The organism is Streptomyces sp. ADI95-17 (assembly GCF_003846175.1).
GTDB classification, from domain to species: Bacteria; Actinomycetota; Actinomycetes; order Streptomycetales; family Streptomycetaceae; genus Streptomyces; species Streptomyces sanglieri.
On the sequence record NZ_ML123047.1, the window covers coordinates 463302 to 481523 of the forward strand.

Here is an 18222-nt window from a genome sequence, read left to right on the forward strand (position 1 = left end):
TCCACTCATTCCGCAGGGACCTCGGGGAACCTGTGAGCCATGAGATTCCTGGTACGTGAACGACTCTTCGCCGTCGGTGACGACTACTGGATCGAGGACGCGGACGGCCGCAAGGTGTTCCTCGTCGACGGCAAGGCCATGCGGGTTCGGGACACCTTCGAGCTGAAGGACGCACAGGGCCGGATCCTGGTCGAGATCAGGCAGAAGCTGCTCAGCCTGCGCGACACGATGCTCATCGAGCGGGACGGCGAGCAGCTCGCCAGGATCAAGCGCAAGCGGCTGTCGTTGCTGCGCAACCACTACCGGGTCACGCTGGTCGACGGCACCGAACTCGATGTCAGCGGCAAGATCCTGGACCGCGAGTTCGCCATCGACTACGACGGAGAACTGCTGGCCCAGATCTCCCGGCGCCGGCTGACCGTCCGGGACACCTACGGCATCGACGTCGTACGGGAGGACGCCGATACGGCGCTGCTCATCGCCGTATCGGTCTGCGTCATCGTGCTCGCGGAGAAGGAACACCAGGACTGATCTGCCACGGTTTCACGTGAAACGGTGCCGCCCGCATCAGAGCCTGGGCGGGTTCAGCCCCAGCCGGCGGTCCTTGAGGGCCGGGAACTGCTCGCGGGTCGTCGCCACCCTCACCGGGTCGAACTCCACGGCGAGCACCTCCTCGTCCGCGCCCGCCTGGGCGAGCACCTCGCCCCACGGGTCGACGACGATGCTGTGCCCGGACTGCTCGACCCCGGCGTGGGTGCCCGCGGTCGCGACGGCCAGGACGTACGACTGGTTCTCCACCGCGCGGGCCTGGGCGAGCAGCGTCCAGTGGGCGCGGCGCCGCTCGGGCCAGCCCGCCGAGACGATCAGCGTCTCGGCGCCCGCGTCGACCAGGCCGCGGAACATCTCCGGGAAGCGCAGGTCGTAGCAGGTGGCGAGGCCGAGGGTGGTCTGCGGCAGGGCGACCGTGACCAGCTCGTCGCCAGCGCCCATCATGACCGCCTCGCCCTTGTCGAAGCCGAAGCGGTGGATCTTGCGGTACGCGGCGGCCCGCTCGCCCCCGGGCGTGAAGACCAGCGAGGTGTTGTAGAGGGTGCCGTCGGCGGCGCGCTCGACGAAGGAGCCCGCGTGCAGCCATACCCCGGCGTCGGCCGCGGCCTTCGCCATGATGTCGTGGGTGGGTCCCTGGAGCGGTTCGGCCTCGTCCTCGAAAGCGGTGTATGCGAAGGCACCGACCGGCCAGAGCTCGGGAAGGACCACCAGATCCGCGCCGCGCTGGGCGGCGATCAGCGAAGCCACGCGCTGCCTGCGGGCCTTGACGGATTCGTCCGGGTCTACTGCGATCTGGATGAGGGAGGCGCGCACACTACCACCGTCCTGGCATTCGAGCCGTCAACACGGGCCTACGATCGTCACACGAAAGCACTGCCGGGGTGCCTGCTCGCAGCGTAACTTAGCGAACGAACCTCCCACGCAGACCGCCGCCCGCAGCCCGCAGCCCGCGCCCAGCTCTCCAGCCCATGCACCGCAGAACCGCACGAGGGGTCCCGTGACCGTCCATCCCAGCCTCCAGACCTACGCCGATGCCTGGACCCACTCCATCGAGTCGATAGCCGAGCTGGTGAAGCCGCTCGCCGAGGGAGAGTGGAACCGCCGTACGCCGTGCCCCGCCTGGTCGGTGCGTGACATCGTCTCGCACATCATCGGCATGGAGTGCGAGCAGCTCGGCGACCCGCGCCCGATCCACTCCCTGCCCCGCGACCTCTACCACGTACAGAGCGACTTCGCCCGCTACATGGAGATGCAGGTCGATGTGCGGCGGCACCACACCTCGCCGGAGATGACCTCCGAGCTGGAGTACACGATCATCCGCCGGGCGCGTCAGCTCCGCAACGAGACCCGTGACCCCGAGACCATGGTCCGCGCGCCGCTCGGCGCCGAGCAGACCCTCGAACTGGCCCTGCGGATGCGCGTCTTCGACGTCTGGGTGCACGAGCAGGACCTGCGCGCGACGCTGGGCCGGCCCGGCAATCTGGACTCCCCCGGCGCGACCGTCGTCCGGGACACCCTGTTGGAGGCGCTGCCGAAGGTGGTCGCCAAGGACGCGGGAGCGCCGGCGAATTCGGCGATCGTGCTCGATGTGCACGGGCCGCTGGAGTTCCTGCGCACCGTCAGGGTCGACGCGGAGGGCCGGGGTTCGGTGGACGGTTCGCCGTCGCTCGGGCCCGTGGTGACGCTGGCGATGGACTGGGAGACGTACTTCCTGCTCGCCTGTGGGCGGGTGCGCGCGAGTGCGGTCGGGGACCGGGTCAAGATCGAGGGCGACCAGGACCTGGCGACGGCGATCCTGCAGAACTTCGCCGTGACTCCGTGACTCCCTGACTGCCGTGACTCCTTGACGCCATGACCGGCGGCGCCCGTCACAGCTGAGGACGGGCGCGCCGCCGGCCCGGCGCGAGCCGCGGTCACGCGGGTACGTGCACGGCCTCCACGCGGCTGACCACATGGTGGTCCCGCTCGCGGTGCGTGGCCCTGGAGTGCAGCCGCAGGATCTGTACGACGCCGAGCGCCTCCAGCACGAAGACCGAGGCGAACGCGATCCGGTAGTTGTCGCCGGTCGCGTCCAGCAGCACACCGACGGCGAACAGCGTGGTCATCGAGGCGATGAAGCCGCCCATGTTGACGATGCCCGAGGCGGTGCCCTGGCGCTCCGGCGGGTTGGCCGGCCGGGCGAAGTCGAAGCCGATCATCGAGGCCGGACCGCAGGCGCCGAGCACCACGCAAAGCACGATCAGCAGCCACATCGGCGCATGGTCGCCCGGGTAGAAGATGGCCGACGCCCAGAGCAGCGCCGTCACCGCGACCGTGCCGAGGGCCAGCGGGGCGCGGGCCGCGTGGTGGCGGGCGATGATCTGCCCGTAGACCAGTCCGAAGGCCATGTTGGAGAGCACCACCAGGGTGAGCAGCTCACCGGCGGTGGACCGGCTGAGCCCCTGCGCCTCCACCAGGAACGGCAGCCCCCACAGCAGAAGGAACACCATGGCCGGGAACTGCGTGGTGAAGTGCACCCACATACCGAGCCGGGTGCCGGGCTCCCGCCAGGACGCGGCGATCTGCTTGCGCACATAGGCGGCGCCCGCGTGCTCCGCGGGCGGCGGCTCATGGCCCTCGGGGTGGTCCTTCAGGAACAGCAGCAGCAGGACGAGGACGACGACCCCGGCGACGGAGCTGCCGACGAACGTGGTGGTCCAGCCGAACCCGTGCAGGGCCCGCGCGATGAAGAGCGTCGAGACGAGGTTGCCCGCCATCCCGAAGAGGGCCGCGACCTGACCGATCAGCGGTCCGCGCCGGGCCGGGAACCAGCGGGCACCGAGCCGCAGCACGCTGATGAACGTCATCGCGTCACCGCAGCCGAGCAGCGCCCTGGAGGCCAGCGCCATGCCGTACGAGGGGGAGAGCGCGAAGCCGAGCTGTCCGAGGGTGAACAGGACGGCCCCGAGGGTGAGGACCTTCTTGGTGCCGAGCCGGTCGACCATCAGGCCGACGGGTATCTGCATTCCCGCGTAGACCAGCAGCTGAAGGATGGAGAAGGTGGAGAGCGCGGAGGCGTTGACGTCGAACCGGTCGGCGGCGTCGAGCCCGGCGACGCCCAGGCTGGTGCGGAAGATGATGGCGACGAAGTAGACGGCGACGCCGATGCCCCAGACCCACGCGGCACGCCGGCCGCCGGGTGGATCGCCGGGCAGGGACAGGGTGGGAGCGGCGGCAGAACTCACCGGTCCTCACCCCTGACCAGCACCTTGACCCGGCCGACATGGCGCCGTACGACCTGCGCGGCGCCGTCCGCGTCCCCGGCCCTGATCGCCTCCAGCAGCTCACCGTGCTCGGTGATGTTGGCGGCGATCCTCCCCGGGTGCGCCTCCATCACGGCGACGCCCATCCGCAACTGCCGGTCGCGCAGCTGGTCGTAGAGGCGCGAGAGGATGTCGTTGCCCGCGTTGCGCACGATCTCGGCGTGGAAGCAGCGGTCCTTCACCGACACCTCCGCCAGGTCCCCGGCCTCGGCGAGCTGCCGCTGCTCCTCCAGGAGTTCTTCGAGCCGGCCGATCAGCTGCGCGGAGGCGGGCACGGCCTTGCGGGCCGCGAACTCCTCGACCAGCAGCCGGGTCTCCACCACATCCGCGATCTCCTGCGCGGAGACGGCCAGGACGAGGGCGCCCTTCTTCGGGTACAGCTTGATCAGCCCCTCGACCTCCAGCCGCAGCAGCGCCTCGCGCACGGGGGTGCGGGAGACGCCTACGGCCTCCGCGAGATCACCTTCGGTCAGGAGCGTGCCGCCCTCGTAACGGCGGCCCAGGACCGCCTCCTTGATGTGGGCGTACACGCGCTCGGCGGCGGGCGGCTGCTTCACGGCGGACTTCGCAGCGGACTTCACGGAGGGCTTGGCGGACGGCTTCTCGACAGGCTTCACGGCTGGGGGTGCGGCAGGCATGTACACAGCATAGATACAACATGCGTGCATGACGAAACCGGTCCGGCATCCGGACGGGCCGCCGGCACCGCCCCACACCCCCGGCCGAAATCACCCGTAGAACCGAAATTGCCCCAGCAATCGGTACATCCATCCCCCGCTCCCATGAGTCTCACCACCGAGCGGCACCTTCATGTGGCCGCATTCCAGGGGCATTTGGAGCATTCAAGTTGAAAATCGGCATTAAGGGTATAAGCCGCGCCACCGCCACTGCCACCGTGGCGCTGACGGCAGGCGCCGTCATCGCGGGCAGCGCGTTCGCCTCCACCGCGCAGGCCGCCACGCTGCCCAACCCCAAGATCACCGCCGCCGGCGGATACGTGATGAACAACGGCACCGCGAAGTCCCTGTTCGCCAAGACCGCGGACACCCGTCGTTCCACCGGCTCCACCACCAAGATCATGACGGCGAAGGTGGTGCTGTCGCAGAAGAACCTGAACCTGGATTCCAAGGTCACGGTCCAGAAGGCGTACAGCGACTACATCGTCTCCAAGGGCGCCTCGTCGGCCCGCCTCATCGTGGGCGACAAGGTCACGGTCCGCCAGCTGCTGTACGGCCTGATGCTGCCGTCCGGCTGCGACGCCGCCTACGCCCTGGCCGACAAGTTCGGCTCCGGCTCCACCCGCGCGGCTCGCGTGAAGTCGTTCATCGGCAAGATGAACGCCCAGGCCAAGTCCCTCGGGCTGAAGAACACCCACTTCGACTCGTTCGACGGCATAGGGAACGGCTCGAACTACTCGACGCCGCGCGACCTGACCAAGCTCGCCAGCAGCGCGATGAAGAGCTCCACCTTCCGCACGGTCGTCAAGACCAAGTCGACCAAGCAGAAGGTCACCACGAAGTCCGGCGGCTACCGGTACATGTCGTGGTCCAACACCAACACCATGCTCAGCAGCTACAGCGGCGCCATCGGCATCAAGACCGGCTCCGGCCCGTCGGCCAAGTACTGCCTGGTCTTCGCCGCGACCCGCGGCAGCAAGACCGTCATCGGCACGGTGCTCGCCTCCACGTCGGCGGCCAACCGCACCGCGGACATGAAGAAGATCATGGACTACTCCTTCAAGAAGTAGTCCGGCCGATCACGGCAGCACACACGCAGAGGGGCCCCGCACCGGGCGAATTCCAGGGGTCGTAGCAACACCGTGGTGAGTTGATCAAGCCACGAGCAGTTTAGACAGACGCTCGGCTGGGGTCTCCCAGCCGAGCGTCTTGCGTGGGCGGCTGTTCAGCCCGGCGGCGACAACGTCCAGCTCCTCGCGGGTGTGCCGGGACAGGTCGGTGCCTTTGGGGAAGTACTGCCGCAGCAGGCCGTTGGTGTTCTCATTGGAGCCCCGCTGCCAGGGGCTGGCCGGGTCGCAGAAGTAGACCGGGATGTCCGTCGTGACGGTGAAGTGGTGGTGGTAGGCCATCTCTGTGCCCTGGTCCCAGGTCAGTGACCGCATCAGATGGGGCGGAAGTGTCTGAACGGTCTGTGCGAGCGCGGTGTGGACGGCGGCGGCTCCGTGGCCGTTTGGAAGGTGGACAAGCATCAGGTAGCGCGTGCTGTGTTCGACCAGGGTGGCGATGGCGGAGCGGGAATTGCTGCCCACGATGAGGTCGCCCTCCCAGTGGCCGGGAATGGCGCGGTCGGCGACCTCGGCGGGCCGATCACTGATCATGACCATCGGGTGGGGGAACCGCTGCCTGCGCCTTGCTGCCTGCCGGTGGGGCCGGCGCATCGCGCGGCCGGTTCGCAGGGCGCGGGTCAGCTCCCGCTTGAGTTCACCACGGCTCTGCACGTAGAGGGCTTGGTAGATCGTCTCGTGGACCACGTGCATCTCCGGCCGGTCGGGGAAGCGCCTGCGCAGAGCGTGGCAGATCTGCTCGGGACTCCACCGCCTGGTGAGGTGGTCTTGGATGAAGTCCCTCAGCTCGGGGTTCTGCCCGATCTTGCCGACCTTGGGCCGTGGCCTGCGCTTGTCCGCGCGGCGCTGGGCGGCGTGCGGGCGGTAGTACCAGCGGCCGCCGGGCAGCACCGTTCGGCTGCGGCGGACTTCCCGGCTGATCGTCGAGGGGCTGCGGCCCAGCTCGGCCGCGATCGTCCGGATGGACGCCTTCTCACGCAGCCGGTCAGCGATGTGGATGCGGTCGGCCTCGCCCAGATACCGGGACGGGCCGACCGGTTCGGGTCCGTCGCCAGGCAGAGCCGGCGGCGCTTGACGGGGTTCCCAGGGCAGGCCCGTATCGGCGATGGGCGCGTACGCCTTCTTCTTTCCGGATGCCTGCCGGCCGTAGAGCCATCGCATGCCGGTGCGGCGGTTGATGCCGACGATCCGGCAGGCTTCCGTGTTACTTATCCCCAGATCCACGAGCCGAAGGTATTCCTCCCGCTCACGGGTCAGGGGCTTGCGGGTGTGGTTACCCCGCTCCTTCCGAATCTCGAAGTCCATCGCACCCCTTGAGCTGGGGTGTTGCGACGACCACTAGAACGGAAGCCACGCGGGGCCCCTCTCCGCTACCGCGTTGCTCCTCCGGCCAGCCGCAGGCGTTGGGAGCCGCCCCGGGTCAGCGGCATCCCGGTACCGGTCACGAGGTCGTACGCCGCAGGGCCGATCCTCATGCCGGAAACCCGCCCACCGTGCGCAGCCTCGACACCGGCCGGACGGGTCGCCGACCGGAGGGCCCGCCAGGCCAGACGCGTCTGATCGGTCAGGAGCCGATGCCGCTCCGGCCCGACCTCCGGTTCGTTCCAGCGCACCGCGAGACGGCCTGCTTCGAGAGCTTCACCCGCACCGTCCCGGAACCGGCGCGAGCACAGGAACTGCAGCACGGCGGAGCGCGGAAGATCGGAACGGGAGACAGCTCCCTCGGCCACCAGGACGTCCTCGGGCGCCCCGGCCCCCTCCGGCAGCAGCAGGAACGCCTGGCGGCCACCGCAGTCCAGGGCCTCCCCGAGCGAGGGGTGCAGATGCACCTGGTGAAGCCCCTTCGGTCCCGGCTGACTGCACAGCCAGCCGGACCGGGGCAGGACATCACCGATGCGCCGCCCGACGGCCCTCTCGTCCTCGGGCAGCAGCCACACATCGGTCGTTCTCGTACGAGAACCGGGAGGCGCCATGGGCGGAGATGCTCAGTCGAGGCAGAACTCGTTGCCCTCGACGTCCTGCATGTTGATGCACGACTCGTTGTCCTCGTCGGCGTACAGCACGTTCGTGCACACCGCGCCGAGCGCGACCAGCCGATCGCGTTCGGCCTCAAGCACGGCCAGCCGCTCCGCACCCACGAGCCCGGTGCCGGCCCGCACATCGAGATGCACCCTGTTCTTGGCGACCTTGCCCTCGGGAACCTGCTGGAAATACATGCGCGGGCCCTCACCCGTGGGATCGGTGCACACAGCCCATGAACCCTGTCCCTCGGAAGGCAGCGTTACGACGTACCCCAACACCTCGCACCAGAAGCGAGCGACGCGCTCAGTATCCGCGCAGTCGAAGGTGACCTGGAACTTCTTGACCGATGCCATCCGGCCACCCTAACAGCGGGCTTTCACCGAACAATTCCCGGTGAGAATACATCCGTTCGGGCCTGCGGCCGGACAGCCCTTCGCCGCGTTCTCAGCAGTCTCCCGGAACCGGAAGAGGCAGTTCACAGGCATTACGCCCGAAGAAGCCGACACTCCTCCTTCTGAGCCATGAAAGCTGTTACTCGTCTGCGAATCGATCCAGCTCCACCCATGTAGAGGAGTGAACCGATGATGCCCAAGAAGATCGCCGAGGCCATGGCTCTTGTCGCTCTCACCGGCGCACCAGTGGCAGTAAGTCGGTCGGACCCCTCAGCCCCAAGCACGACCGAGGCTGCCGCCTCGAACAACGAACCGGCAACGGGGTGGGAGTGATGGCACCGGCCGTGTCCCAGAGTGCGTCCCGCCAACCAGGCCAGATCAGCGAGCGGGGCTGAGGAAGCGATGTACCGAATTGGGTTACTGCACAGTCATCCCCTGATTGCCTGGGCCGTGGACCGGGCACTGGCCACCGCCCCCGATCTCTCGGTCAGCCTGCTCGATGTGAACGCTGCTGCCCCGGACTCCTCGCACGACGGTGCGTACGATGTACTGATCACCGATCACATACCCAACTCCGGTGACCGGACAGCGGACTTTAAGGCTCCCAAGGCATCCTGCGTTCTTGTGATGACGCCGTTGCCCGAGAGGATCGCAGCCGAGACGTTCGGTGCCGATGGCTACGTCAGCGAGTTCAGCTCACCAAGCGAACTGGTTCGAGCAGTCCATCAAGCGGCCGTAGCGGGGAAGCTGCCTCTGGACCCCGAGGCCGCCAAGGATTCAGCGAACGAACGCCCCGATTTGTCCAAGCGGGAGCAGCAGGTACTCGGCTTCATCGGAGATGGACTGACACACGCACAAGTAGCCAGGCGGCTCGGACTCAGCCAGCACACCGTCGACACCTACGTAAAACGAATCCGGCGCAAATTGAGGGTGGGGAACAAAGCCGAACTCGCCAGGGCGGCGTTGGCCATGTGCTGGGCGGCCTGAGGGCTGTCCGGCCGATCACGACGCGACACGACCCAGCAGTCCATCAGGGGCCGCTGAGCTCGGTGACCTCGACCGTCGTGTCGATGCGTACCGACTCGGCGAGCCTCCGATCATGGGTGACCAGCAGAAGGGAGCCCGAGAAGCTGTCCAACGCCTGCTCCAGCTGTTGAACCGCCTCGATGTCCAGATGGTTCGTCGGCTCGTCCAGGATCAGGCAGTTGACCCCTCTAGCCTGGAGCAGTGCCAGACCCGCGCGAGTCCGCTCCCCCGGCGACAACGTCCGTGCCACACGCAACGCTGCCTCCCCGCCCAGACGAAATTTGGCCAGCAGGGTCCGGGCCTCAGTCACGTCGAGGCCGGTCTTCGACCTCAGCACGTCGACCACGGGCCGACTGGTGTCGAACAGTCGCCTGGTCTGGTCGATCTCCCCGACCACCACACCGGCGCCGGCCCATTGCGTACCGCTTTCAAGAGGCATCCGGCCGAGCAGACATTCCAACAAGGTCGTCTTTCCCGAGCCGTTCGGGCCAGAGATCCGGATCCGCTCACCCCAGCCCACCTCAAGGTCGATCGGCCCGAGAGTGAACGCCCCCCGGCGTACCACGGCTGCCCGCAGGGCAAGGGACACACCTCCCGTCCCCGCCGTCTCCGCGATCGAGAATCTCAGTTGCCAGGGTTCCCGTACCTGCTCGGGAGCCTGCCGGTCGAGTCGTTCGACCGCGCGGTCCGCTTTCGCCGCGGCCGCACCGGTCTGCTGGGCCCCTGCGACACGTGATGCCTTGCGGAACTTGTCCCCGTCAGGCTGACGGCGCGGATTCATCGCCCGTTGCGTACCTTCCCGGGACCACTGGCGGTGGGTTCGCGCCGTGTCGACGAGACGGCTACGGGTCGCCTCATGCGCGCTGTACGCGTCGATGGCACGCCGACGGGCCAGCGCCCGCTCCGCTACGAAGGCGTCCCAGCCCCCGCTGTACTCCGTGCCCCGGCGCGTGAACTCGTCCAGCTCGATGATGCGGTTCACCGTCGCCGAGAGGAACGCACGGTCATGGCTGACCAAGGCGATTCCGGCCCGTGCCGTGCGCACATGGTGCTCCAGACGGTCCAGGCCGTCGTTGTCCAGGTCATTGGTCGGTTCATCGAGGAGAAGGACATCCGGCTGCGCCAGTAGCACCGCCGCCAAGGCCAAGCGGGCCCGCTGTCCGCCGGACAGACCGGCTGTGTCCCGCCTGTCCGGATCCAGGCCCAGATCGGAGGCGACCAGCGTGGCCCGCTCCGGGAGATCCGCGCCTCCCAGCGAGAGCCAGGTCTCCCAGGCATCCGCGTAGGCGTCGCCCGCCTGAGGCTCCTCGCGCTCAAGAGCAATGGTGGCCTTGTCGAGCGCTGCCTGTGCCGCGGTCACTCCGGTCCTGCGGGCCAGATACTCCGCCGTACTCTCGCCGACGAGCACATCGGCCTCCTGTGCCAGCCTGATCACTGTGGTCGTCCGTGGCGCGCGGACAACCGTTCCGCCCTCCGGGGTCAGTTCGCCGGAGAGGACCTTGAGCAGGGTCGACTTCCCCGTACCGTTGGGCGCCACGATGCCCACCCGGTCTCCCCTGCCGAGGGAGAGGCTCACGCCACCGAGCACGGTGACGCCGCCGAAGGCCAGTTCCACACCCCGGCAGTCGATTCGAGTCATGCGACAGCCTCTCCTTGTCAGTTCCGAGCCAGTTCCGATTGCCGGTCCGAGTCAGTTCCCAACAGTGCTCTCGACAACTGCGGAGCTCTTGCGGGTGCGGGTGCGGGTGGCGAACTGGGCCGTGCCCGGGACGGCGAGCGCTCCATAGGTGGACACCAGCAGCACGACGGCGGCCAGGGTGGCGAAGGGCACCACTCCGATGAACTGGACGAGCAACGGGGTCACGGCGAGCGCGATGGGCTGGAGACCGAAACTGGCCAGCCCCTCCAGAGCGAAGACCCGGCCCTGGACCTGCTCCGGGAACTCGCGCTGGAGCGAGCTGTACCAGAGGACCATGAAGCAGCCGACACCGGCGGAACCGGCGGCACCAGCGGCGCAGAACATCCACAACGGTACGTCGACAGCGAGGCATACCGGCGTCAGCAAGCACGGAGCCAGTGCGTTCATGGCCCACAGTCCTGGACGGCCGGAGGAAACCCTGCCGCCCAGCAACGAGCCGATCACCGAGCCCGCGAGAGTGGCGGCGCTGACCCATCCGAAAGCGGATATGCCGTACCGGGCCTGGCTGACCATCGGCACCAGGATGTAGTTCGGGCCGAAGAGGAAGAACACCTGCACGGTGCCCTGCAGCATCAAGACCGATACCCAGGGCCTGCGACGGACCTCGACGAGGCCCTCCCGGGCCTCGGCCAGCACCCCCCGCAGCCCGCCCGGCTCATCGGTCTGCGAATCGCCAGCGGTCCGCACGGGCGGCAGACGTAGCCAGACCAGCGTGACCAGGCTCACCACGAACGTGGCGACGTCCACCAGAAGGGTCTTCGGCGGCGAGATCCCGGCGAGCATGATTCCTGCCAGCAGGGCCCCGGCCATCGAGCCGACCCGCTTGGTGGACACGTCCAGGGCGTACGCCTGCTGGCGCAGGTCCTCCGGCACCACCTGCGTGAGGGCCGCACGATGAGCGGGCTCGTACAGCGCCGCGCCCGCTCCGGTGATCGCCGCGGCGACCAGCAGCAGCGCGAGCGGCCCCTGCGAGGCGAAGAAGAAGAAGCCGACGATCCCGGCCAGGCGGAGGACATCCGCGACGGCCATCACGAAGCTGCGGGAGTATCTGTCGGCGACCACCCCGCCAGCCAGCAACAGGACGCCCATGACGGCGGACTCCACGGCCAGCAGCAGACCGAAGGTGCCCGGACCGCGGTCCGGCACCACCAGGGCCGCGAGTACCACGACGGTGAGCTGGTTGCCCACCGTGCTGGTCACCTGCCCCAGCCAGAAGGCCAGGTATCGCCGACTACGTAACAGAGCGCGCATTTCAGGTTGCGACATCGTCTTTCTCACCAGGTTGGAAGGAGAGCGGGGCTACGGCCATCACCCCAGGGGATGCGGCCACCGTGCGTCGACATCGAGTTCGGGTCCCAACACCTCGGCCGCACGGCTTCGGAAGGCCGGCGACGCGGTACCGAAGTCGACGACGAGCAACCGTTCGGATGTGGCCCGGACAATCTTCCATCGCCGTTCGTCCGGCCCTTCCGCCGAGAGGTCCTCGACAGTGATCGCCGACCTCAGGGCCTCGACGCCCGTGCTGCCGGATCGCAGGGGGCGTGAGGACCCGGCGTTGAGCAGGAATCGCGTCAGGTCCACCGGCACCCGTCGGTGTGCGAACCATGCCTCGTGCTCCCATGGTTGACTCAACGTACCGGTGACGGGGTTCGCCTCGGTGAAGACCGAAGTCTTTCGCAACACCAAGCGGTGCACCAGCGCTTTGGCGATCTCCCGCAATGCCCTGGCCGCAGCCTCGGGCTCGTCGGCGCCGGCACCGGAAGACGTGATGATTCCTCCGTGTCCCTCGGCATGGACCACGGCCATCACCGCTGGAACAGCGTGGACCGGGTCAGCGATGTCCAGCAGGCGCAGCTGAACACCCCCGGACCGGCAAAGGGACAGAACCGCCTCGGTGAGCGGGCTGTTCGGCGGGTGAAGTGCCGGTGGCGTCTCCTGCGCGAGCCAGGTACGCAGGAAGCAGTGCCGCTCGTACAACTCGTACATCGCCGCATCGGCGGCTGCCGTGTAGCGGGTGTGCGCCGCCATGCCGTTGCTGTTGCCGAGTCGACGCCGAGAACTCATGAGAGCAAGCCGTTCGGCGAGCTCACCCTTGGCTCGAAGGCGCGCGCCGTCAGCGCTGGTATCGACCCCGAAGCCGCATTCCCGGCCGCCATCGGCCTTCGGCCCGTAGGCATTGGCGTAATACAGGGACTGCCCGTTGACCAGGACGCACTTGAGCTCTTCGGCCTTGACCCAGTCGGTGGCGGAGGATCCGCTGTCCGCGGGAACCGCACCCACGGCATAGAGGGGTACGGTGCCTTCGCCCAGGCCGAGATGGCGTGCCACCGCGCGGTCGTCGAAGCCGCCGAAAGGCCGACAGTCGATACCGGCGGCGCCCAGTACCTGGATCAGCGCCTGCGCGGCATGGCCGGCTTCGATCAAGGCGTACCGGTACCCGCGAGGGCCGTACTTGGCTGTGGCATCGGCCAGATCCGCCACGAGCCAGAACCTCGTCGCCACGGAGGCGAGAGTCGGATCCAGTCCCAACTCATCGGTACGGGAGGCGGCTTGGCGCGAGACGAGTCGAGCCGACGAGGGGTCGAGCGCGATCAACTCGCCTCCGGTACCGGCTGTACCACTTTGCTCGGCGACCAGGTGTACGGGGTAGAGGGCGCCGGCGGACGGGTAGAGCCGACTATCCGGATCGTGCAGGGTCTGCATGACGGACCAGAGCCGGCCCGGGGCCACCGCCTTCGCACGAGGGCCGTCAAAAGGATCGAAGCTCGGCGTACGACGCAGCGGAAGCGGCAGATCGAGGCCGTCGGAGACGCCACCGGCAAGGAAGCGCTTTGCCCGACCGCGCACTTGATACTGCGTCAGCTGCTCGGGTGTGTAAGCAAGACCGCGATTGATCGGAACCGATGATTCGGCATGCATGCGCAGGGCCTGCAGGTGCGCCGCATGGGCACCTCGCGTGACCAGGCCGTGCCCGCTCAGGGACAGGGCGACGTCTTGGGGAATCTCGCTCGCCGATACCGGTTTCTCGGTCATCTCCAGCAGACGGCTTCGGAGCTCCGGATCCGGAACGCGGACTCTCATCCGAAGTTCCGGCGAACGGAATGTAATCAGCGCGTCCTCGGCAGAAACCGAAACACCGGGCGAGTACTCGAACCATCCATCCTGGTCCATGAGGGCACCCTCCGGATTTTGCAGTAGTGGTGTATCCACGGGGCCCGCTGCGGCGCCAGAGTTCTGGTGCCGCAGCGGGCAGAGCCCGTTTCTCGAATTACTGGCAGCGAGAGTTGGCCGGGAGCAGGTACTCGGCGTCGAACTCCTCGATCTCCTCGATGATGATCTCGGTGTTCGAGTTCTCGTTGACCTTCGGCTCCATGATTTTCCTCCTATTGATGGAGAACGATCCCGACCGGGGTTCCCGGCGGGATTCCGGTACGAACCGGATGGCATGACTTGACCATGCCCGACAGTCCTCGGTCAACAGATTCAGACGTCTTCGGCTGTACCCGGATCAGGGGACTGGTGGGCCTTGATATCGCGGTCGACAATGGTCTGGAAACTGCCGATTCCGAGGGCAAGAGGTGAACCATGCGAGTCACGAGGGTCCAGCACACATGCTTCGTCTTCGACACTGAAGACGGGCGGGTCGTCGTTGATCCCGCGTTGGACTACTTCGGGAACCTCTGGAGCCCGCGAGGCAGAAACAGGATGGCGAGTCAACTGCTGGCCGGCGTCTCGGCCGTGGTCATCACCCATTCCCACAGTGATCACTTCCATCTGCCGACACTGCTGCACTTCGACCGGAAGACTCCGATCGCCGTACCCTCCAGCGACCGGTCGACGGACTTCCCGATGGCAGCAGAGCTTGCAGATTACGGATTCACGAACGTCATCGAAATAGAGCCGATGCAGGCTGTTCGGCTTGCCGGTATCGACGTGACCTCCGTCCCTGCACCCGACTCGATCGAGGGCATACCTCAGCAGTCCCTCTTGCTGGAGAGGGGAGATCTGCGAATACTGCACGGCGCGGACACCTTGGAAGATTTTGACGCTCTTGAGGAAATTGCGCACGAGCGACCCATACGCATCGCCATGCTCCCTCTGAATTGCAGCCTGAACTACCAGAATCTGCGGAACCAGATGTCACCCGGCACCTTCCTGGAGGCCGCCAGAATTCTCCAGCCCGAGGCCATGGTCCCACTCGGTGTGAATGAAGGTCCACGACGTGGCATCACGGCAACGGATGTTCCGTGGTTCCCGCATGGCGAAGCGTTGTACCGAGACCGCGCCTTTATCGACGCCCATCCCGAGGGCTCCCGGCTTTTAGCGATCGAAGACGGCCAGTCCCTGCAAGTGTGTGAAAGCACTCCGCTGGGAGCCGTCGACAGCCTGGCCGAAGCAACGGACAACGGTTCCAGCGACGTGGAGATCGCTCTGGGCAGGTTCTGGTCGCTCCTGATCGACGTACATGTCCGCGACCGGTATTACTTCGGATTGGTCCGCGACTGGGAACACGAGCAGTGGCGCGACGCCTGGCTGGAGTGTCGCTCGCGGTTCGAGGAACTGCTGGCGGACTGGGACAAGGTCCTGCTCGGCGCGGTCGAGGGCCTCCCCGGGGAGCGCGTCAAGGCACCGGTACTTCGCTATTTTCCGCGCACCGTTGGCAGGTTGACCTCCCAGGGCGACAGCCTCGCGCAACTCGTTCTCGACAGCCTGTGGCTGCTGGAACCCGGCCTCAGCGAGCAGGACTACGTGCAAGCGCTGTACGGTCTGCTGGCAGCGCGGGTCAGGTCCGACCCTTCGGACCTGTGGCACTGTCGCAGGGAGTACTCCGGTTGGCTCCAAGCACGCCATAAGCGGAAGCGGCCGGCCTTGCCTCGGGGGTTCGACGAGAACGCCGCGGACCGATGGCTGCGCCGCCAGGCGGCCGCTGATCGCCGTTCGGCAGACTATGTCCACCCCCGGATCAATCCGATCTTCGGCCCCTTCGACGTGGCCGGAGTGCCCAGTCTGAACGGTGGGCCATCGCAGGACGGGCCTGTGCTGGCGCTGCACACCTTGAGGCATCGGGACGGACGCGCCCAATCGGTCGCCACCGTGCTGCGGGGAGCGGAGGCGCGGCTGGCCGAGGCCGTCGTCCAGGCCGACGGAACCGCCTCGATCTCTGAACTCTGCGACAGGCTCGGCCTGCCCACCTCGGACTTCGAACAGTTTCAGCTGCGGCTGGGAGATTTCGATCCGTACTGTCTCGAAGGCCACTGGTATCCAAGTGAAGCACTGGCCTGGCGTCCCGACTTCCGGGCGTGAAATCCGCGGCGATGACAGCGGCCAGCCGTCTCGGGCAGGTCGATTACAGAACCAGAAATGACGGCAAAGAATGACTTGCGGCTCTGCTCCGGAGAACCGCTACGAAGGCTCCGGGCCAATCTCTGAACCTGGCCTTTCAAGCCGGTAAGTCCCAGCAGAAAGGCTGATCCAATGCCCTTTGGACCCGAATATTTCTCAACCCTGCCCCGCTACGGATTGGGCCTGGGAGTCAACCCGTCCGACATACACGAGGACTACCTGAATCGCGCTCCGATCGATCTGGACTTCTTCGAAGTCACTTCACCGACCGTGCGTCACCAAGGCCCGGTGAACTACCGCGAGATCCAACGCAGACGCACGGCGCCGGCGGGCTTCCGACACCTGCGGATACCCGAGTTGGCTGCGGACCATCGCGTCCTGGTGCACAGCACGGACCTCAATCCCGTCTATCCGCAGGCCCCCGAGCAGGATGACCTGGAGAGCCTGCGCTCGCTCGTTGCCGTCGCCGACGCTCCATGGGTGACGGAAGATCTCGGCGTATGGCTGATGAGTGAACGGCACGTCTACCCGTACTTCATGCAGTTCCCGGTCACGGACACAACCCTGGCGGTGACCGTGGACAACGTCCATCGGATCCATCAGGGCCTCGGTGTCCCGTTCAACGCAGAGTTCCCGCCGATGACCATGGACGTCGGGGACATGCACGCGTTCGACTTCTTTCACACGCTGGTGAGCGAGACCGGTGCGGGCATGTGCCTGGACATCGGGCATGTGCTCAGCTACCAGATCGCCCGGGGCGCTTCTCCCACCGCGGACTTCCACCGACTGCCCTGGGACCACATCACCGAGATCCACCTCGCGGGTGGTGGCATCGATCTGCACTCTCACGGTTACCAATATGACGACAGTCATGGTGATGCCCCCATCATCTCGGTCTGCTTCGAAATGCTGGATGAGATCGTCAGGGCCGCGCCAAACCTCCGCGCCATCACGCTGGAGGTCTTCGGGGCCAAGGCGCCCAGGAAAGCCCTGAGCAGTTTGCGGGACATCCGGGAACGCCCCTCCGTCGCGGCCTGGCTGGAAGGCGGAAGTAAGCCTGCGAGGCCGCGGCCACAGCTCGATGAAGCACGCGTCCGGACTCGCGAAGCAATCGTCGGGATGTACGACCTCCTGCACGGCGGTGAGAAAGTATCCGGAAAAACCCTCGCTGCCGCCGGCGAGCCGGTACTCCATTCCTTCGCGCAATCCGAGCAGAAGCGGTGGGAATACGATCGAATCCAGCGTTTGCGGATGCATGGCACAAACGTGTCAAGCTACTTTCCGATGACCGCCAGCTGGCTGATGCACCGTGAACAGGTCGAAGAGATAGCACTGTTCGAGCGCCTTGTTCCTCGCCTGGGAGGTTCCGAGGTCGCCATGTGGGACAAGGTCAATGCGACGTTCGAGGCACTGGTCGCCGAACGACCGGACGACCGGGTCGGGCCTGAACTGTTCCGTGCCGAAAAGTGGATGAACACGTGCGCCGCCGCTCAGGGAAAGGGCGAGACAGCGGAATTCACCGTTCATGTCCAACGCGTCATCGCAGGCTTGAAAACGGGCTGCCTAGCACCGGACCGGCTCCTGTCGGATGAGCCGATCACCATGCGGCACCTGGGCGAGTGCCGCTTCGAGATGGTCGGGGGCGAGTCCGAGCTGCATGACGTTCCCGCCGTCGGCACCGCGCCCCACCCCACCGAGCCCGGCCGTGCTGCCTGCTGCAGCGGTCAGTGACAAGGGAGTTGACGGCGCTCGCAGCACGGAGGGGAACGCATCAACGCCCGTCCCCGGCCGTGAGCCCGAGGGGCCGAGGGGGGAGCGGGGGCATGGACCCTCCTGCGGGTGGCGTCTGCAACCGGGGCACACGGCGGACGGGATCCACGTGGCCTCGCGCTGCTGACATCCGGGCGCCACGTCCCGCACCGATACCGGCGGCGCGCCTCGGATCGCGCCAACACGAGGAACGTCAGCCCGCGTGCCGCCACCAGAAGGAGCCCGGGTGGAAGTGCCGGGTCACGCCGAGCCGACGCCAGAGCAGGGCAAGAATCTTCCGCAGCTCCGGGTCAGCGTGGATGAAGGCGTTCGGCAACC

At 67.0% G+C, this 18222-nt stretch carries 15 protein-coding genes; 6 read left to right on the forward strand and 9 right to left on the reverse strand.

Features of this window, described 5'->3' with window-relative positions:
• The first annotated feature begins 39 nt into the window (after positions 1–39).
• The gene (locus EES42_RS21075) at positions 40–531 is read left to right on the forward strand and encodes an LURP-one-related/scramblase family protein (RefSeq protein WP_124719796.1); all 492 of its coding nucleotides are present in this window, start codon (positions 40–42) and stop codon (positions 529–531) included.
• Between the two features lie 36 nt (positions 532–567).
• On the opposite strand, the gene EES42_RS21080 is transcribed toward EES42_RS21075, so the two are convergent.
• Positions 568–1362 (reverse strand): carbon-nitrogen family hydrolase, encoded by a 795-nt coding sequence (locus tag EES42_RS21080; RefSeq protein WP_124719797.1) that lies wholly within the window; start codon positions 1360–1362, stop codon positions 568–570.
• 184 nt (positions 1363–1546) lie between these two features.
• Between EES42_RS21080 and EES42_RS21085 the strand changes: the two genes are divergently transcribed.
• Positions 1547–2371 (forward strand): maleylpyruvate isomerase family mycothiol-dependent enzyme, encoded by an 825-nt coding sequence (locus EES42_RS21085; protein ID WP_124719798.1) that lies wholly within the window; start codon positions 1547–1549, stop codon positions 2369–2371.
• A 91-nt stretch (positions 2372–2462) separates the two neighbouring features.
• Here the strand turns inward: EES42_RS21085 and EES42_RS21090 are convergent, their stop codons facing one another.
• Both EES42_RS21090 and EES42_RS21095 read right to left on the reverse strand, forming a co-directional pair.
• Positions 2463–3773 (reverse strand): MFS transporter, encoded by a 1311-nt coding sequence (locus tag EES42_RS21090; protein WP_124719799.1) that lies wholly within the window; start codon positions 3771–3773, stop codon positions 2463–2465.
• Positions 3770–4489 carry a GntR family transcriptional regulator gene (locus tag EES42_RS21095; protein ID WP_124719800.1) on the reverse strand — a complete coding sequence of 240 codons (720 nt, stop codon included), beginning with the start codon at positions 4487–4489 and terminating at the stop codon, positions 3770–3772. The genes EES42_RS21090 and EES42_RS21095 overlap by 4 nt, the downstream gene beginning before the upstream one ends.
• A gap of 209 nt (positions 4490–4698) precedes the next feature.
• Between EES42_RS21095 and EES42_RS21100 the strand changes: the two genes are divergently transcribed.
• Positions 4699–5598, forward strand: coding sequence for a D-alanyl-D-alanine carboxypeptidase family protein (locus EES42_RS21100; RefSeq protein WP_124719801.1), 900 nt, complete (start codon positions 4699–4701; stop codon positions 5596–5598).
• Between the two features lie 84 nt (positions 5599–5682).
• On the opposite strand, the gene EES42_RS21105 is transcribed toward EES42_RS21100, so the two are convergent.
• The 3 genes from EES42_RS21105 to EES42_RS21115 form a co-directional block, all read right to left on the reverse strand.
• Complete coding sequence (locus EES42_RS21105) at positions 5683–6957, reverse strand: IS30 family transposase (protein ID WP_124719802.1); 1275 nt, start codon at positions 6955–6957, stop codon at positions 5683–5685.
• 65 nt (positions 6958–7022) lie between these two features.
• Positions 7023–7625 carry a hypothetical protein gene (locus EES42_RS21110; protein WP_124719803.1) on the reverse strand — a complete coding sequence of 201 codons (603 nt, stop codon included), beginning with the start codon at positions 7623–7625 and terminating at the stop codon, positions 7023–7025.
• Between the two features lie 12 nt (positions 7626–7637).
• The gene (locus EES42_RS21115) at positions 7638–8027 is read right to left on the reverse strand and encodes a VOC family protein (protein WP_124719804.1); all 390 of its coding nucleotides are present in this window, start codon (positions 8025–8027) and stop codon (positions 7638–7640) included.
• Positions 8028–8516: 489 nt separating this feature from the next.
• On the opposite strand from EES42_RS21115, the gene EES42_RS21120 reads away from it, so the two are divergent.
• Positions 8517–9053 (forward strand): response regulator transcription factor, encoded by a 537-nt coding sequence (locus EES42_RS21120; RefSeq protein ID WP_241196494.1) that lies wholly within the window; start codon positions 8517–8519, stop codon positions 9051–9053.
• 43 nt (positions 9054–9096) lie between these two features.
• Here EES42_RS21120 and EES42_RS21125 read toward each other — a convergent pair whose 3' ends face one another.
• Genes EES42_RS21125 through EES42_RS21135 form a run of 3 tightly spaced genes read right to left on the reverse strand, consistent with a single transcriptional unit; the run spans position 9097 to position 13962 of the window.
• A complete protein-coding gene (locus EES42_RS21125) occupies positions 9097–10731 on the reverse strand; it encodes an ABC-F family ATP-binding cassette domain-containing protein (RefSeq protein WP_124719806.1) in 1635 nt (544 codons plus the stop codon).
• A 51-nt stretch (positions 10732–10782) separates the two neighbouring features.
• Positions 10783–12057, reverse strand: coding sequence for an MFS transporter (locus EES42_RS21130; RefSeq protein ID WP_124719807.1), 1275 nt, complete (start codon positions 12055–12057; stop codon positions 10783–10785).
• A gap of 42 nt (positions 12058–12099) precedes the next feature.
• Entirely contained in the window at positions 12100–13962 is a 1863-nt protein-coding gene (locus EES42_RS21135) for a YcaO-like family protein (protein ID WP_164495282.1), read from the reverse strand.
• Positions 13963–14376: 414 nt separating this feature from the next.
• On the opposite strand from EES42_RS21135, the gene EES42_RS21140 reads away from it, so the two are divergent.
• Both EES42_RS21140 and EES42_RS21145 read left to right on the forward strand, forming a co-directional pair.
• Positions 14377–16095: an MBL fold metallo-hydrolase gene (locus EES42_RS21140; RefSeq protein WP_124719809.1), complete on the forward strand. Its 1719-nt coding sequence runs from the start codon at positions 14377–14379 to the stop codon at positions 16093–16095.
• Between the two features lie 171 nt (positions 16096–16266).
• On the forward strand, positions 16267–17865 hold the full coding sequence (locus EES42_RS21145; RefSeq protein WP_124719810.1) for a multinuclear nonheme iron-dependent oxidase: 1599 nt from the start codon (positions 16267–16269) through the stop codon (positions 17863–17865).
• Positions 17866–18222: the final 357 nt, after the last annotated feature.

Coding starts and splice junctions, on each gene's coding strand:
- EES42_RS21075 (WP_124719796.1), top strand. CDS start 40: ATGAGATTCCTGGTACGTGAACGACTCTTCGCCGTCGGTGACGACTAC.
- EES42_RS21095 (WP_124719800.1), bottom strand. CDS start 4,489: ATGCCTGCCGCACCCCCAGCCGTGAAGCCTGTCGAGAAGCCGTCCGCC.
- EES42_RS21105 (WP_124719802.1), bottom strand. CDS start 6,957: ATGGACTTCGAGATTCGGAAGGAGCGGGGTAACCACACCCGCAAGCCC.
- EES42_RS21110 (WP_124719803.1), bottom strand. CDS start 7,625: ATGGCGCCTCCCGGTTCTCGTACGAGAACGACCGATGTGTGGCTGCTG.
- EES42_RS21115 (WP_124719804.1), bottom strand. CDS start 8,027: ATGGCATCGGTCAAGAAGTTCCAGGTCACCTTCGACTGCGCGGATACT.
- EES42_RS21125 (WP_124719806.1), bottom strand. CDS start 10,731: ATGACTCGAATCGACTGCCGGGGTGTGGAACTGGCCTTCGGCGGCGTC.
- EES42_RS21130 (WP_124719807.1), bottom strand. CDS start 12,057: ATGTCGCAACCTGAAATGCGCGCTCTGTTACGTAGTCGGCGATACCTG.
- EES42_RS21135 (WP_164495282.1), bottom strand. CDS start 13,962: ATGGACCAGGATGGATGGTTCGAGTACTCGCCCGGTGTTTCGGTTTCT.
- EES42_RS21140 (WP_124719809.1), top strand. CDS start 14,377: ATGCGAGTCACGAGGGTCCAGCACACATGCTTCGTCTTCGACACTGAA.
- EES42_RS21145 (WP_124719810.1), top strand. CDS start 16,267: ATGCCCTTTGGACCCGAATATTTCTCAACCCTGCCCCGCTACGGATTG.